16 protein-coding genes are annotated in these 15,711 nt (G+C 68.3%); 10 read left to right on the plus strand and 6 right to left on the minus strand.

From position 1 onward, the window contains the following. Positions 1-22 precede the first annotated feature (22 nt). Complete coding sequence (locus H4W26_RS10445) at positions 23-1,042, plus strand: LacI family DNA-binding transcriptional regulator (protein WP_318779859.1); 1,020 nt, start codon at positions 23-25, stop codon at positions 1,040-1,042. A gap of 73 nt (positions 1,043-1,115) precedes the next feature. On the opposite strand, the gene H4W26_RS10450 is transcribed toward H4W26_RS10445, so the two are convergent. Next, positions 1,116-2,246, minus strand: coding sequence for a VIT1/CCC1 transporter family protein (locus H4W26_RS10450; RefSeq protein ID WP_192592181.1), 1,131 nt, complete (start codon positions 2,244-2,246; stop codon positions 1,116-1,118). A gap of 71 nt (positions 2,247-2,317) precedes the next feature. After that, positions 2,318-3,229: an inositol monophosphatase family protein gene (locus tag H4W26_RS10455; protein WP_318779860.1), complete on the minus strand. Its 912-nt coding sequence runs from the start codon at positions 3,227-3,229 to the stop codon at positions 2,318-2,320. Positions 3,230-3,294: 65 nt separating this feature from the next. Here H4W26_RS10455 and H4W26_RS10460 point away from each other — a divergent pair, with 65 nt between their 5' ends. Then, positions 3,295-4,440 (plus strand): App1 family protein, encoded by a 1,146-nt coding sequence (locus tag H4W26_RS10460; RefSeq protein ID WP_192592182.1) that lies wholly within the window; start codon positions 3,295-3,297, stop codon positions 4,438-4,440. Between the two features lie 9 nt (positions 4,441-4,449). Here H4W26_RS10460 and H4W26_RS10465 read toward each other — a convergent pair whose 3' ends face one another. Next, a complete protein-coding gene (locus H4W26_RS10465; RefSeq protein ID WP_192592183.1) occupies positions 4,450-5,667 on the minus strand; it encodes a glycosyltransferase family 4 protein in 1,218 nt (405 codons plus the stop codon). 102 nt (positions 5,668-5,769) lie between these two features. On the opposite strand from H4W26_RS10465, the gene H4W26_RS10470 reads away from it, so the two are divergent. Further along, positions 5,770-6,522: a TSUP family transporter gene (locus tag H4W26_RS10470; RefSeq protein ID WP_192592184.1), complete on the plus strand. Its 753-nt coding sequence runs from the start codon at positions 5,770-5,772 to the stop codon at positions 6,520-6,522. Positions 6,523-6,571: 49 nt separating this feature from the next. Further along, positions 6,572-7,939, plus strand: a complete 1,368-nt coding sequence (locus tag H4W26_RS10475) for a cell division protein PerM (protein ID WP_192592185.1) — start codon at positions 6,572-6,574, stop codon at positions 7,937-7,939. Between the two features lie 4 nt (positions 7,940-7,943). On the opposite strand, the gene H4W26_RS10480 is transcribed toward H4W26_RS10475, so the two are convergent. Then, entirely contained in the window at positions 7,944-8,369 is a 426-nt protein-coding gene (locus H4W26_RS10480) for a hypothetical protein (protein WP_192592186.1), read from the minus strand. Between the two features lie 50 nt (positions 8,370-8,419). Here H4W26_RS10480 and purN point away from each other — a divergent pair, with 50 nt between their 5' ends. After that, positions 8,420-8,998 (plus strand): phosphoribosylglycinamide formyltransferase, encoded by a 579-nt coding sequence (purN, locus tag H4W26_RS10485; RefSeq protein ID WP_192592187.1) that lies wholly within the window; start codon positions 8,420-8,422, stop codon positions 8,996-8,998. On the opposite strand, the gene H4W26_RS10490 is transcribed toward purN, so the two are convergent. Next, positions 8,985-9,971, minus strand: a complete 987-nt coding sequence (locus H4W26_RS10490; RefSeq protein ID WP_192592188.1) for a hypothetical protein — start codon at positions 9,969-9,971, stop codon at positions 8,985-8,987. The two genes, purN and H4W26_RS10490, sit on opposite strands and share 14 nt — an antisense overlap. A gap of 194 nt (positions 9,972-10,165) precedes the next feature. Here H4W26_RS10490 and H4W26_RS10495 point away from each other — a divergent pair, with 194 nt between their 5' ends. The 5 genes from H4W26_RS10495 to ccsB all read left to right on the plus strand — a co-directional run bounded on the left by H4W26_RS10495 (position 10,166) and on the right by ccsB (position 15,275). Continuing rightward, a complete protein-coding gene (locus H4W26_RS10495) occupies positions 10,166-10,867 on the plus strand; it encodes a histidine phosphatase family protein (protein ID WP_192592189.1) in 702 nt (233 codons plus the stop codon). Positions 10,868-10,994: 127 nt separating this feature from the next. Further along, on the plus strand, positions 10,995-11,702 hold the full coding sequence (locus H4W26_RS10500) for a TlpA family protein disulfide reductase (protein ID WP_192592190.1): 708 nt from the start codon (positions 10,995-10,997) through the stop codon (positions 11,700-11,702). Continuing rightward, positions 11,699-12,490, plus strand: a complete 792-nt coding sequence (locus H4W26_RS10505) for a cytochrome c biogenesis CcdA family protein (RefSeq protein WP_192592191.1) — start codon at positions 11,699-11,701, stop codon at positions 12,488-12,490. The genes H4W26_RS10500 and H4W26_RS10505 overlap by 4 nt, the downstream gene beginning before the upstream one ends. Next, positions 12,490-14,232 (plus strand): cytochrome c biogenesis protein ResB, encoded by a 1,743-nt coding sequence (gene resB, locus H4W26_RS10510; RefSeq protein ID WP_192592192.1) that lies wholly within the window; start codon positions 12,490-12,492, stop codon positions 14,230-14,232. Before H4W26_RS10505 ends, resB begins: the two co-directional genes overlap by 1 nt. After that, the gene (ccsB, locus tag H4W26_RS10515) at positions 14,232-15,275 is read left to right on the plus strand and encodes a c-type cytochrome biogenesis protein CcsB (protein WP_192592193.1); all 1,044 of its coding nucleotides are present in this window, start codon (positions 14,232-14,234) and stop codon (positions 15,273-15,275) included. The genes resB and ccsB overlap by 1 nt, the downstream gene beginning before the upstream one ends. A 35-nt stretch (positions 15,276-15,310) precedes the next feature. Here the strand turns inward: ccsB and H4W26_RS10520 are convergent, their stop codons facing one another. Next, positions 15,311-15,655 carry a DUF4229 domain-containing protein gene (locus tag H4W26_RS10520; protein ID WP_192592194.1) on the minus strand — a complete coding sequence of 115 codons (345 nt, stop codon included), beginning with the start codon at positions 15,653-15,655 and terminating at the stop codon, positions 15,311-15,313. Positions 15,656-15,711 lie beyond the last annotated feature (56 nt).

Genomic DNA, 15,711 nt, shown 5'->3' on the forward strand with positions numbered 1-15,711 from the left:
AGCTCAAGGAGGTGGTGCCCGCGTGGCGAGCGACGCGACAGGGGCCCCACGGGCGGCCACGATCCACGAGGTGGCACGGCGAGCGGGTGTGTCTCACCAGACCGTCTCGCGCTATCTCCGCGACATGGGTCCCTTCAAGCCGGCCACCACGGAACGCGTGGAGAAGGCGATCCAGGAGTTGAACTACCGGCCCAACATGATCGCCCGGTCCATGCGAACCCGACGGACCGGCGTTCTCGCGGTCATCCTGCCGTCCCAGGTCGATGCCATGCCCACCCCGACGCTTGCAGGAGCGGCGAGGGCGGCGCATGCGGCAGGCTGTTTCATGGAGATCTCCGTGGTCGACGGCACCGCCCAGGACCGTGCATCACGGGCCGTCGAACTCATGGAGTCCGGGCGAGTGGACGGTGTGCTCTCGCTGAGTGCTCTGCCGGGTCTGCGGGACCGGCCCAAAGGTCCGGGCACTGCCGCGCTGGCGGTCCTGGGCCAGTTCGACGACGACCTGCGGGGCATCGGTCCGCTCGCCGACGCGTCGATCATGGCCGACATCGTGAAGCATCTGGCCGAGATCGGGCACCGGAACTTCCTGCACATCTCAGGACCCCAGGACTGGACGTCGGCACGTGCCAGGCGAAAGGTGTTCGAAGAGACGGTCGCCGAGCTTGGGCTGGTGTCCTGCGGCATCGTCGGCGGTGGCTGGGGACCCGAGGTGGGCTACAGCGCCATCAGCGAGCTCGCCCCGGGAAGCACAGTGACTGCCGTGGTCGCCGCCAACGATTACGTGGCGATGGGTGCCGTCCGTGCAGCCCATGAACGAGGATGGCGCGTGCCACAGGACCTGAGTGTGATCGGCTGGGACAATCTCGAGACCGGCCGGTACGCCACGCCCTCGCTCTCGACCGTCGCGGTGGACCGGGAGGGGCAGGGGTGGCAGGCGATGAGTCGGCTGATCGCCCTCGTGAGGGACGAGTCTTCTCCGCTGGGAAGTCCCGAGGCGAACCGTCTGATCCTTCGTGAATCCTGCGGCCCCCCTCCCACCTAGGGGCTTGGGGGTGCGCGCCAGGCAGGGTGACTCCTCAGAGTCCTTCGGATGGGCGGGGCAAGGCGCCCGACGTCTACGCCACGGTGACACCCAGCACCGAGCCCAGCAGGTAGGTCACTGCGGCGGCTCCCAGCCCGATGCCCAGCTGGCGCAGTCCGCGCTTGAGCGGTGAGGCCCCGGAGAGCAGCCCGACCACCGCGCCGGTGCCGAGCAGCGCGACCCCGACCATGGCGCAGGAGACGACGACGGCGGTGAGCCCCTCGGCTCCCAGTAGGTAGGGAATGACCGGGATGATCGCGCCCACCGCGAAGAAGACGAAGCTTGATCCGGCCGCGGTCCAGGCGGAGCCCACGATCGCGTGTTCGTCGGCGACCTCCTCCGGGTCGTGGGAGAGCTCGGGGTTGCAGTCGCAGTCGAAGACGCCGAGGCGCTCCAGCGCGCGATGCTCGGCGTCGCCCTCGCTCATGCCGCGCGCACGGTAGACCAGGATCAGCTCGTTGTGATCCAGATCCAGGTCCGGTGCGGCCCGGAGCGTCGCCTGGGTCGGGCGGGTGGCGTCGAGCAGCTCCCGCTGGCTGCGCACGGAGACGAACTCCCCGGCCGCCATGGAGAGGGCCCCGGCGAGGAGACCCGCCACCCCGGTGAGCAGGATGACGGTGGGTCCCACCCCGGTCCCACCCATGCCCACGATCAGCGCCAGATTCGAGACCAGCCCGTCATTGGCGCCGAAGACCGCAGCGCGGAATCCCCCGGAGAGCTTCTCTCTGCCGCGGGTGGCCAGCGCCCGGACGACCTCCTCATGGATCGCCTCATCGGCGGCCATGCGGGCGGTGGCATCGGAGTCGGTGTCGTAGGGGGACTCGCCCTCCGCGCGCTGGGCCAGGGCGAGGACGAAGACCGAGCCGAAGATCCGCGCCATCCAGCTGAGCACAACGCGGTGCGCAGACGGGGCGGGAAGCCGCTGAGCGTGCTCTCCCAACAGATCACGCCAGTGCTGTTCATGGCGCTTCTCCGCCGCCGCGAGCCCGAGCAGGATCTGACGCTCCTCGCCGCGCTTGCGCTCGGCGAGGTCCCGGTACAGCCGCCCCTCCGCCTGCTCGTCGGCCAGGTAGCGCCTCCATCGACGTATCTGGCGCGGCGTGGGGGTGCTCTGGTCACGCGGAGAATCCGCCGGGGTCTGCGATGAGTGGCTCACTGAAGCCATTCTCCCCGGCAGGCCGGCGTTCATGGAGCCGTGGACGGCCTGTGACGAAGTTCAGGAATGGCTAAACCTGCTCAGCCGCGGGGCGACCGACGACGCCGGAGGCTCGCCTGGGTGATCAGCCGCCGAGCAGCGGGGGAGTCCACACCCGGGGCCAGCCCCAGGTAGTCCGGAGCCAGATGGTCCGCCCCACGAGCCTCGATGCTGTGACCGTGCGCCAGGTAACGTCCACCGGCGCGGCGCAGGATGAGCATGCCGGCGGCGACGTCCCAGGGATTGGTGTCCACTCCCAGCACCACATCGGCCCACCCCGCGGCCGCGTGACACAGCTCAAGCGCACCGGAGACCACCCGGCGCACCGTGGAGAAGGTGCTGACCATCTCTGCGAAGGCCTCGAGCGCGGCGCTTCCCTCCTGGGTGAGCACCTCCGCGGAGGGGTAGCTGGTCATCAGGTTGAGGCTCTGCTCGGGGCGCGGCCGGTCGGTGCGCGCCAGCGGGGGTTCCAGCCGCAGCTCCGTCTCCGCGGTGGTGAGATAGGCGCCGTCGTCGTCGGCGGAGAAGGTGAGCCGGTTCACCGGATCGTGGACCACACCGGCGATCACCTCGCCCGCGTACACCGCGGCGATGGAGATGGAGAACATGGCAAAGCCGTGGGCAAAGTTGCTCGTGCCGTCGATCGGATCGACGATCCACTCCAGCGTGCCGCTCCCACGCGCGCCCCGTTCCTCCCCCGTGACCCAGGAGCCCGGGACGGCCTCGGTCAGCGCGCGGGAGAGCGCGTCCTCGGTGGCGGCGTCGTGACGGGTGAGCAGGTCGTGGCTGCTCGTCTTGGTGGTGACGACAAGCTCCGCCGGGGTCCGCGTGCGGAACGCCTCCACCAGGGGGAGCCCCACCTGCTGGGCGGCACGAGCGGCGATCAGGCGCAGTTCGCGCGCCTGCGGTCGGCCGGGTTCAGGGGTGCAGATGGGCTCAGGGTTGTTCGTCACCTGTTCACCCTATCCATCAGCCGCCGAGGCGGTGCGCCTGCGCCCAAGCCGGTATGATCGGGCCGATGACGCATCCGGAGCACACCGAGGTCCTGCAGGACACCGCCGCTGTCCGCCGCCACTACAGCGACCGCACCCGCAACCGGGTGATGAAGACCGAGGACACCTGGCACCAGTTCCGCCTCGGGCTCGCCCGGCGCCGCGGCCAGAACGTCACCATGCTCTCGATGACCGGCTATGGCTGCCGCCGCTGGGTCAGGATCTTCTCCCGGGTCGTGATGGCCCCGGACTCCGACTTCGAGAACGGACTGCGCGTGGCCAAGGTCATCGCCGATGGAGTCCGTGGCTGGCGGAACTTCATCTCCGCCCCGGTTCCCTTCGCCGAGCTGACCGTGGAGATCGCCGGCAGAGAGTTCAGCGTGGTCGCTGACCGCGGAGGCGTGGTCGACGCGGTGGTCGAGACCGACCTGGAGCCCGGCTGGCAGCAGGTCAGACTGCATGCCCCGGGCAGCGAGTCCACCACCGCAGACGTCCACATCATCGACGACTCGACCTACACCGGCGTGGTCTGCGACATCGATGACACCGTCGTGGTCACCACCCTCCCGCGTCCGCTGCTGGCAGCCTGGAACTCCTTCGTGCTGGACGAGCACGCCCGCACGCCCACCCCGGGGATGGCGGTGATGATGGAACGGCTGATGGTCAACCACCCCGGCTCCCCGGTCATCTACATCTCCACCGGGGCATGGAATGTGGCGCAGACCCTCACCCGTTTCCTCACGCGCAACCTCTACCCGAAGGGGCCGCTGCTGCTCACGGACTGGGGCCCGACCGCAGATCGTTGGTTCCGCTCCGGCAAGCTGCACAAGGTCCAGCAGCTGGAGCGGCTGGCCCAGGACTTCCCGGAGATGTCCTGGGTGCTCATCGGGGACGACGGGCAGCATGATCCTGGCATCTACGCCGATTTCGTCCGCCGGCACCCCGAACACGTGACCGCCGTGATCATCCGCGAGCTGACCTACTCCGAGGCCATGCTCGCTGGTGGTCGCGCGGAGGACCCGGCCGGCAACGATCTGCTGAACTACGGTGACCCGGCCGAGCCCCACGACGCGGTCCAGCTGGCCGGGGAGCGCCGGATCCCGTGGATCTATGGTCCCGACGGCAAGGACATCGCCGCGAAGCTCTCCGCCCACGGCCTGCTCTCCAGCTGACCCGATCGGTCAGCTCACCGGTGCGGCCTCCGCGGCAGTGGTGCCGGAGCGCCGCGGCCTGGTGCGCAGCGAGCGGACCCGGCGGTTGACCTCGACCGCCCGGGAGTAGTGTCCGATGAGCTCATTGGACACCGCCTCCCAGGTGCGATCCTGCACCGTCTCGAAGGCATTGCGCCCGAACGTGCTCCGCGTGGAGTCCTCGGCGAGCAGATGTTCGACCGCCGAGCGCATGCCGCCGAGGTCACCCGGACGGTAGAGCCATCCGGTGCGGCCGACGTCGACCAGGTCCAGCGGACCGCCGCGACCCACTGCCACGACCGGCACGGCGGCCGCCATGGCCTCCTGGATGGTCTGACAGAAGGTCTCGGCCTCACCCGGGTGCACGAAGACGTCCAGGCTGGCCACGTGGCGGCCCAGCTCGTCCCCTGACTGGAAGCCGGCGAAATGCGCCCGGGGAAGGCGACGGCGCAGCGCCTCCTCCTGGGGCCCGGAGCCGATGATCACCAGGCGGGAGCCGGGGATGGCGTCGAGCACCTGCAGATCCTCGATCTGCTTCTCGGCCGCGAGTCGACCCACGAAGCCGATCAGCTTCTCCCCGGTGCTGCTGATCTGCGCGCGAAGCTCCGCGCTGCGACGCTCCGGGGTGAACCGTGCCGTGTCCACGCCGCGCCGCCAGGTCTTGAGCCGCTTGATCCCTCGCCGGGAAAGCTGCTCCCGGCAGAAGGAGGACGGCACCAGGGTCAGCGTGGAGCTGGTGTGCATCCGGTCCACGTGCTGCCAGAGCAGCTCCGTGGCCCAGGGCAGCCGATAGCGGGCCGCGTAGGTGGGGACCTCCGTCTGATAGATCGAGACGGTGGGGATTCCCAGCGCCTCCGCCGCCTGGATCGCGCGCCAGCCCAGCACGAACGGGGAGGCCACATGCACCACGTCGGGTCGGATCTCAGCGAGGAGGTGGCGGATGCGCGTCACGAATCCGGCCGCGACCCGGACCTTCGGATAATCCGGCAGCGGAAGCGAAGGCACCCGGATCACGGGGAAGCCCTCACAGCGCTCTCGCCCGGCGTGCCCCAGCTCGGTCCGCGGAGGGACCTCGAACATGGTGTCGGAGGGGGCGATGACCGTGACGTCATCGCCGCGTCGGCGAAGATGTGCGAGCACATGGAGCACGGAGTTTGTCACGCCGTTCATGTGCGGGAGGAACGATTCTGTCACCACAACAACTCTCACGCCTTCAGGCTAGGAACCCCGGACGAGCCCAGGCCGTCGTCGTCGTGACGAGCCCGTGAACAGCACAGAAACCTTTCCCGGTGCAGCGGCTAAGGTGATCTGGTGGAAACCCTGATCCCTGCCGCCGTCGTCGGCCTCGTCCTGCTCGCCGCCGTGATCCAGCGTCTGGTGGGGCTCGGCTTCGGCATGGTGATGGCGCCGTTCCTGGTGGTGCTCATCGGCGCCCACGAGGGCGTGATGCTGGTGAACTTCCTGAGCATCTTCGCGCCCATGCTGGTGCTGCCGCGTATCTGGGGTGACATCGAGTGGCGCAAGGTGCTCTGGGTGGGCCTGCCGGCGCTGGCGATCATGCCGCTGGCGGCCTGGGTCTCGGTGAACTCTCCCTCGGGGCCGCTCTATGTGGTCGTGGCGACCCTGGTGATTCTCGGACTGATCACCTCGATGCTGCTGAGCCGCATCACCTTCGAGGCCGATGGGCCGACGACGCGCCTGATCGCCGGCGTGGGGGCTGGAGCAGGCACCGTCATCGCCGGGGTCGGAGGCCCCGCGATGACCATCTATGCCGTCGTGGCGCGCTGGCCGATCATGGCCATGATCGCCACGCTGCAGCCGATCTGGATCCTGCTGTCCATGGGGTCCTTCGGGATCAAATGGGCGTTCGACGACGGCGCCCTGCCGGGCCTGCCGATCTGGGCGTGGGCGGGGTCCGTGGCGGCGATCATCGCTGGCATCTTCATCGGAGAATGGCTGCAGCGGCGCATCGACGAGGCGCTGGTCCGCCGGCTCGTGCTGATCCTGGCGTTCATCGGGTCGATCATGGCGCTGATCACCGGACTGCGACTCATCTTCGGCTGAGGCCTGTTGTTCCCGCCGTTGTCCAGAACCTGCTGAGACCATAGGACCGATGGCCACCACCGACACCAGACCCAGCAGTCAGGCGAGCCCTGCCGCAGACCCGTCCGAGCCAGCACGACGGCGCCGCTTCAGCCTGCCGACACCTCCGCTGTGGCTCGTGGGACTGGCCGAGGCGGTGCAGATTCTGCTCATCACGGCTGTGCTGGTGGGCCTGCCGGTGCTGGCCATGAGTCTCGCCGGCGGCTTCTCCGCGGTGGACATCGAATTCGTCCTGACCCTGGCGGCGCAGTCATGGCTGGTGCTCCACGGCACCCCCGTGGAACTGGTGCTCGCACTCGATCCCGGCGCCCTGGGCGGGGCGGTGGAGGTTCCAGAGGGCGGCTGGTTCCATCTGGTGCCGCTGGGCCTGACCCTGATCCCGATCTGGCTCGGGTGGCGTGCGGGCGCTCGGATCGCCCGCGGTTCCTACTCGGACCAGCTCTGGCAGGGGCTGCTGCCGCTGGCACTGGGCTACGGAGCCGGAGCTGCCGGCATCGCCTGGGTGGCGCAGTCCGAGACCTTCCAGGTGATGCCGTGGGTGGCGGCCCTGTGCGGCGTGCTGCTGATGAGTCTGGCCGCGCTCGCAGGCTGCTACGCGGAGGCGCGCAGCGCCGCGCGGATGATCGGCATGGACCTCGAGGCGCGGGTGGAGGAGCTCTCCCAGCAGCTGCGCTGGGCCGGCTCCTACGCCTGGGCCGCAGCGCGTGCCGGACTCGTCGGCTTCATCGCCGCCTGTGGACTGTCGGCGTTGCTGCTGGCGGCACAGCTGGGGCTGAAGTGGATGGAGATCGCGAACGTCTATGAGCAGCTCAACCCCGGGCTCTTCGGCGTTCTCGGACTGACGCTGCTGCATCTGGGACTCGCCCCGAACCTGGTGCTGTGGGCGCTGTCCTACTCCACCGGTGCCGGCTTCTCGCTGGGCACCGGGACGTTGGTGTCCCCCTGGGGCACCGAGCTGGGCTCCGTACCGGCCGTGCCGGTGCTGGCTGCACTTCCGGGAGGAGCAGAGCCCTACGCGCTGGGGGTGCTCGCACTGCCGGTGCTGGCCGGCGTCGTCGCCGGATGGTGGCTCATGCGGGAGGGGGAGAACCATCTGGACGACTGGTTCGCCCTGCGGATCTCCTGGCGCCCGCTCTCAGTCGGCCTCTCCACGCTCTCTCTGGGAGTGCTGACCGGCCTGGTGACGGCGCTGTTGGCGGTGGGCCCGCTGTGGCTCTCGCACATCTCGCTGGGGGTCGGGCGGATGACCGACATCGGGCCCCATGCGCTGATCGGCGCAGGTCTGCTCGGAGCCTGGGTCGCGCTCGGTGCCGTGCTGGGCTACGGCATCTCGCTGGGTCTGCAGCGCGCCAGGCGGCGTACCGGACGGGTGAGCTGAACGCTCAGCGCCCGATGCCGGGCACCGAGTTGAGCATGCCGTCCTCATAGTCGAGCAGACAGCGGTTCATCGAGCGTTCGGTCAGCGCGCTGCTGCGGCACTCATCGAAGTCCTCGGTGGCCTCCCAGAAGATCGCCTGAGAGACCCCGGTGAACGCGAAGATCCCGCAGCACAGCAGCACGGCGATCGCACTGATATGCATCAGCACCGGCAGACGTCGGCGCAGACATTGGACCAGCAGCACGATCGCTCCGGCGAGACCCGCGACGCCGGCCACCACCGCGAGCAGACGCCAGGGCAGCGGCAGCTGCAGGCCCAGGTAGCTCAGCAGCAGCGCAAGCACCAGCCATCCGGAGAAGCGTCCGTAGAAGCGGAGCGTGGTCTCGTCGAGATCCGTGGTGCGTGGCGTGGCGGGGGGAGTCGTGCTCATGGATCACCACCCTATCCGGGTGCTGCGTGGACCCGAAGTAGGCTGGGGGAATGCGCATAGTGGTCCTGGTCTCCGGTTCGGGGACGAATCTTCAAGCCGTCATCGACGCCGTGCACGAGGGTCGTCTGGACCTCGAGATCGCCGCCGTGGGAACCGATGTTCCCGGGTGTGGGGGAGTGCAGCGTGCCGAGTCGGCAGGCATCCCCACCTTCGCGGTGCCGCTGACCAAGGGCGGGGACCGCTCCGCCTGGAACCGCGAACTCTGCGCGGCGGTGCAGCAGCACGGTCCCGACCTCGTGGTCTCCTCGGGATTCATGCGCATCCTCGGGGCTGAGTTTCTTCAGGGCGTGGGGGTGCCGATCATCAACACCCACCCTGCGCTGCTGCCGAGCTTTCCCGGTGCCCATGCAGTGCGCGATGCCCTGGCGCACGGGGTCCGGATCACTGGATGCACCGTGCACCAGGTCGACGCCGGGGTGGACACCGGCCCCATCATCGCCCAGGAGGCGGTGCAGGTGAGACCCGGGGATGACCAGGACTCGCTGCACGAACGCATCAAGGCCGCGGAGCGGAGACTGCTGGTGCACACCCTGAGTGAGATCGCCGGGGGAACGCTCAGCGTGGGGTAGATCCCCCATAGGGGTTGTCCCGCGGGTCCTGGTTCGGTGCGCCGGAATTCGCGTCCGGGTGGTGCGGACCCGGCTGGTACGGGCCCTGCTGATACGGATTCTGCTGGTCAGGATCGGAGTTGTAGGGACCTGGCTGGTACGGCGCCTGCTGGTCAGGACCGGGGTTGTACGGATCTGGCTGGTACGGGCCCTGCTGATACGGCCCCGCCTGGTACGGCGCCTGCTGGTAAGGATGCTGCTGAGGAGCGCCTGGCTGTCCCGGGCCGGAGCCATAGGGCCGCTGCTTCCAGGCCTTGCGGCTGCGGATGTAGTTGTTGCTGGCGGGCAGCCACAGGGCGACGATCGCCGCGAGGCTCAGCGCCGTGACGATCAGGTTGAGCGCTCCGAAGAAGATCAGAAAGACGCTGCCGGCGAGGAAGATCGTGGCCAGGATGCGGCCCACGTTGCCGGTCATGGTCCCCACGAAGGCGAACACCGCGTAGAGCACTGCCAGCACGATGCCGCCGAGCAGCACCATGACTCCCACGACATAGAGCATGTCCTCCACGGTGACCTGCTCGGCCTCGGGGCCCTGCTGTGCCTGGGCCTCCTCGAACGCCTCTGTCCAGAAGGGACCGATGTCCGCAGGATTGATCGAGATGAAGTTCAGGAAGCTCATGATGCTCAGTGTCAGTGCGGCCGCGCCGGCCAGCAGCATGAGCACCAGGGCGAGGATCATCGTCATCGGTCGCTTCGGCTTCTGGGCCGGGGCGGGCTGACCACCGGGGTGCGCCATCCCCGAACCGGACTGCTGCACGGAGTACCCGGCAGGCGCAGCTGGGTAATGGGCCGCAGGGTTCTGAGGCTGACCATAGGTGGTCTGCGAAGTGTCTGGCTGCGGCTGGGGGTGGTGTCCCGGCTCTCCGGGCGCTGGATTGCGCTGGCCCCAGCGCGGCTGCTCCGGCGGGTGGTTTCCCTCGGGGGTGCTGCTCATGAAAGTTCCCTCCTCCGCGACCGAGCCGACGGAACACATGGACTGTGCTCCGCAGGTTCGGACGCTGCCGGTCTGATCTCAGCCCTACTGTATCGGCGTCACCTGGCCCACCACACCGTGCACGTCTCGCCCCCGGTGACACAGGACACGTCAGGAGTGGGGATCAGCGGTGAAACTCTGCAAGACTGAGAACTATGCAACGTCGGGACACGAAGGATCTACGCAGGTCGGCACAGTCGGTCTCCACCGTGCATCTGGTACGCCACGGGGAAGTCCACAACCCGCAGAGAGTCCTCTACGGGCGCCTCCCCGGGTTCGGGCTCTCCGATCTCGGGCACCAGATGGCTCAGGGCATCGCCGAACACTTCCACGACCGAGCCGAGGCCGGTCGGCCGGTGCACCTGCTGGCCGCCTCGCCGCTGCAGCGTGCCCAGGAGACGGTGGCCCCCATCGCCGAACGGCTGGGGCTTCCGGTCACCGTGGAGGAGCGGGTGCTCGAGGCCGAGAACGCCTTCGAGGGACTCTCCGAGGTCAAGCGCCAGCTGCGAAACCCTCGCTGGTGGCCGCTGCTGGTCAATCCCATGCGACCCTCCTGGGGTGAACCCTATAAATCCCAGGTCAGCCGAGTGCTCGCAGCAGTCAAAGACCTCTCAGACCAGGCCGTTGCGGCTCACGGAGAAGGCGCTGAGGTGGTGATCGTCGCCCACCAGCTGCCCATCTGGGTGACCCGGCTCTGGGCCGAGGACCGTCCGCTCTGGCACGACCCGCGGGACCGCGAATGTTCACTGACCTCCGTGACCTCGCTGCACCTGGGGCACGACGGGGTGGAGTCGGTGAGTTACGCCGAGCCGAATCGGGAGCTGCTCAAGGATGCGGCCAACCTTCCCGGAGCCTGATCCGCAGCGTCGACCCTCAGGGTGAGTCGCTGACTCGATGACTTCTGCTTCGCAGGCAGTTCTACGGACTGTAGAATTGGTTCTCGGCTGACCCTGGCTCCCTCTTCAGATCTGGACACCGCAGCGCATGACCGTCTCCGTTGATCGACCCGCACAGACCCCGCGCCTCCGTACGCTGGCTGCGGTGGCGCTTGCCTCCGCCCTGGCGCTGACCGGGTGCAGCTCCGGCAATGATCAGCTGGCCCAGCGCGCCCAGAACGACGGCACCAACTACGTGGCCGGTGACGGCTCCGTGCAGGAGATCGCGCCCGCGGAACGAGGCGAGCCTGTGGAGTTCGAATCCACCCTCTTCGACGGCTCTGAGGTCAGCGCGGCGAGCTGGGAGGGAGAGGTCACCGTGATCAACTTCTGGTACGCCGCCTGTGCCCCCTGCCGCGTCGAGGCGCCCGACCTGGCCGAGCTCCACGAGGAGTTCAGCCCGGAGGGCGTGCAGTTCTTCGGAGTGAACACCCGTGACACCCAGCCCACGGCGGAGGCCTTCGAGCGCAACTTCGGCATCGAGTACCCCTCGATAGAGGACCGCGACGGTGACGTCATGCTCGCCATGACCGACTATGTGCCACCCTCGGCGGTGCCCACCACCCTGGTGCTGGACAAGCAGGGCCGGGTGTCGTCCCGCATCCTCGGCGTCGCGGAGCCCGGGACGCTCAGCGCGCTGATCAGCACGGCGCTCGAGGAGGAGAGCAGCGCCGGGGGCAACGATGGTGACACCGACGACGCCGCAGCCTCCGCCGGCGACTCTTCTGCCGCCCTGGGGTCGGCAGCGTCTCGATGAACGTCGCATCCCAGGTGGTGCCGCTGCTCAGCGCTGCCGATAATCGCTTCGCCGAGATCGTCTTTGACGGTTCGCTGCTGATCTCCGCGCCGGTGGCGCTGCTCGCTGGGCTGGTCTCCTTCCTCTCACCCTGCGTGCTGCCCCTGGTGCCCGGGTACCTGGGGTATGTGACCGGACTGTCCGGAGTGGAGCTGCATGAGCGGCGAAAGTCTCGGATGGTGCTGGGCGCCTCCCTCTTCGTGCTCGGCTTCTCGGTGGTCTTCGTCCTGATCGGAGTCGTCTTCTCCCAGGCCATGGTCTGGCTGCGGGTGGAGGGCGGCTGGCTGACCCAGGTGCTGGGCGCCGTCGTCGTCGTCATGGGGCTGGTCTTCATGGGAGCCTTCAGCTTCTTCCAGCGCGAGCGCAAGCTGGAACGCCGACCCCCGGACGGGCTGCTCGGCGCTCCGCTGCTGGGTGCGACCTTCGGCATCGGCTGGGCGCCCTGCATCGGGCCGACCCTGGCCGCCGTGCTGGCGCTCGCGACACCGATGGGGGGAGACCCCGCCCGCGGCGTCTTCCTGATGTCCATCTACTGCCTGGGACTCGGGATCCCGTTCATCCTGATCAGCATGGGGCTCAAGCGCGGGATGACCGCGCTGCGCTTCTTCACCCGACACAAGGTCGCGGTGATGCGAGTGGGTGGCGCCGTGCTGATCCTGGTCGGGCTGCTGATGCTCTCCGGCATCTGGAACACCTGGGTCTATGCTCTGCAGGACTGGTTCGCCAACGACGTGAGGCTGCCCATCTGATGGCCGAAAAACGCGAAAACACCTATCTGCCCGACGGGCACCGCGACGCCCCCGAGGCGACGAGCTCCACGGGTGCACCTGCGGGGTCCTCGCGTGCCGAGGTGACCCCGCCGGCGCTTGGCGTCAAGGGCATGCTCCGCTGGGCCTGGACCCAGCTGACCTCCATGCGCACAGCCCTGATGCTGCTGCTGCTGCTCGCAGTGGCCGCCGTGCCCGGTTCGCTCTTCCCGCAGCGGGTCCAGGACCCCTTCTCTGTGGACGCCTGGATCGAGGACAACCCCGGGGTCGGGGAGGTCCTGGACTTCCTGCAGTTCTTCGATGTCTATTCCTCGGTCTGGTTCTCCGCGATCTACCTGCTGCTGTTCATCTCGCTGATCGGCTGCATCCTGCCGCGCACGAAGAAGCACTGGCAGCTGATGACCTCACCGCCGCCGCGCACCCCGCGCAGGCTGGAGCGGCTCCCGGAGTTCGGCGCGCTGGAGCTGCAGTCGGCTGCCGCCGGCGACGCGGAGGACGGGCCGAACGCGCAGCAGGCCCTGCAGGACGCGGCCGGGATCCTCAAGGCACGGCGCTACCGGGTGGAGATCCGCGAAGCGTCGGCGGCCGAAGGTGCCGACACGACCGGCGCTGGAGGTTCGACCGGCTCGGCGGGTTCCGTGGGAGCCGAGCGCGGCTACCTCAAGGAATCGGGAAACCTGGTCTTCCACGTGGCGCTGGTCGGCGTGCTGATCTGTGTGGCCGCGGGCTCCATGTTCAGCTACCGGGGGCAGAAGATCCTGGTGGAGGACGAGGGCTTCGTCAATGCGCTGGTCGCCTATGACAGCTTCCACCCGGGCGCCTACTTCAGTGAGGACCAGCTCCAGCCGTTCTCGGTCCAGCTCGACGACTTCGAGCGGGTCTTTGACCGGGAGTCCGCCACCAGCTTCGGTCAGCCCCTCGATTTCACCGCAGATGTCACCACACAGCTCGGTCCGGACGGGGAGCCGCAGTCCGAGGAGCTGAAGGTGAACCAGCCGCTGACCCTCGACGATGCCCGGGTGTTCCTGGTGGGCAATGGGTACGCCCCGGAGATCACCGTGCGAGACGGAGAGGGCGACGTCGCCTTCTCCGGACCCGTGGTCACCCGTCCGGATGACGAGGTCTACACCTCCATGGCAGTGATCAAGGCCCCGGACGCCCAGCCCGAACAGCTCGGCTTCGTCGGACTGCTGCTGCCCACCGCCCAGGACACCGGTGAGGGGCTTGCAGTCTCGGTCGATCCCGAACTGGGCAACCCCCAGTTGCAGCTGAACTCCTACTACGGGGACCTCGGCCTGGACGCGGGCAACCCGCAGAACGTCTACGTCCTGGACACCGAAGGGCTCGAGGTGCTCAACTCTCGCGACGAGGAAGCCGGCGGCATCGTGCTCTCAGAAGGGGAGACCTACGAACTCCCCGAGGGGATGGGGTCGATCAGCTTCGACGGAGTCCGGGACTATGTCGCCATCGACGTCCACTACAACCCGGCGCAGCAGGGAGTCCTGTTCTTCGCGCTGACCGCTCTCACCGGCCTCATCCTTTCGCTGTTCCTGCGCCGTCGGCGCGCCTGGGTGACCGTGGAGACGACCCCGGCAGGCCGCACCCTGGTGCGCTACGGCCTGCTTGCCCGCGGCGAGGACTTCCGGCTGCGGGATGAGAACATTGCCCTACGTGCCCAGTTCGAGAAGAAGTGGCCAGTGCGGGCCCCAGAGGAGGATTCCTGATGCAGTCCATCAATATGGAGCTGGTGCAGTACAGCGAGCTTTTCCTGCTGATCGCCGCCTTCGTCTACACCGCCGCGTTCATGCTGTTCGCGGTGGACATGATCCGCAGCTCTGCGACGATCCGCAGGGTCGAGGCTGAGCTGGCCGCCGAGAGCATGACGGAGCGCCAGCGGGTCAGCTCCGGCGCGGGTGAGGCTCCGCGGGACCAGGCGCCGCACCAGGATGCTCCCTCCGAGGAGCTGGTGGACGAGGAGATGGCCTACCTGGGCACGCGTCGCCCCTTCGCAAACGTTGCGGTGGCGCTGTCAGTGCTCGCAGTGGCCGCGCATGCCTTCGCCGTCGCCTCTCGCGGGATCGCCGCGAACCGGGTGCCGTGGGCGAACATGTTCGAGTTCCTGACCACCGGTGCGCTGGTGGTGGCGGCGGTCTACCTGCTGGTGCTCACCCGCAAGGATGTGCGCTTCCTGGGCACCTTCGTGCTCGGCCTGGTGGTCACCATGATGGTCTCGGCGACCATCGGGTTCCCCACGCCGGTGGCCCATGTGCAGCCCGCCCTGCAGAGCCCGTGGATCGCCATCCACGTCTCGCTGGCGGTGCTGGCCATCTCGCTGTTCACGCTGACCTTCGCCATGAACGTCCTGCAGCTGATCCAGCACCGGCGGGAACTGGCCCAGGCGGCCGGCTCCACCAAGAGCGGCTGGCAGTTCCTGCGCCTGGTCCCCTCGGCGATCTCGCTGGAGAACTGGGCCTACCGGATGAATGCCGTGGGCTTCGTCTTCTGGACCCTCGGCCCGCTGATCACCGGCGCCGTCTGGGCCGAAGAGGCCTGGGGCCGGTACTGGGGCTGGGACGTGAAGGAGGTCTGGACCTTCGTCATCTGGGTCGTCTACGCCGGTTACCTCCACGCCCGCGCCACTCGCGGTTGGACCGGCAACCGTGCCGCCTGGCTCTCGATCATCGGGTTCGGCTGCATCATCTTCAACTACGCCGTGGTCAACGTGTACTTCCCCGGCCTGCACTCCTACGCCGGGCTGCCCGACTGACGGCTGGGCTCAGCAGCCTTGCAGTGCTGAGCGGCTCAGCGGGTCTGCGGGTCCGTGGACGATTCGGGCCCGGAGGTCCCTGACTGTCGGCGGATCTGCTCCTGGGTCTGATTGAAGTCCTCGGCCAGGGCATCCTCTGCAGTGTTGTCGTCATGTTCCGCAACACCCAGCTTCCGCCCACCGCCGAAGCGCCGCGCGAGCTGCTCACCGGCGGCCAGGCGCAGCCGGTTGAAGAACAGGTACCCCACGGCCCAGGAGACGACGAGGCCCACGATCAGGGCGAAGAGCACCGTATAGGTTCCCAGGTCGAGCAGCAGACATGCGGCGAAGACGATGAAGAAGGCGCCGAGGCGCAGCAGAGAGTATTTCAGCACGGACATGGCCCCAGTCTAGGTCTGCTCGCTGGTGAATCCGAGCTGGCCGATCAACTACCCTG

This window comes from Nesterenkonia halotolerans (assembly GCF_014874065.1).
GTDB lineage: Bacteria > Actinomycetota > Actinomycetes > Actinomycetales > Micrococcaceae > Nesterenkonia > Nesterenkonia halotolerans.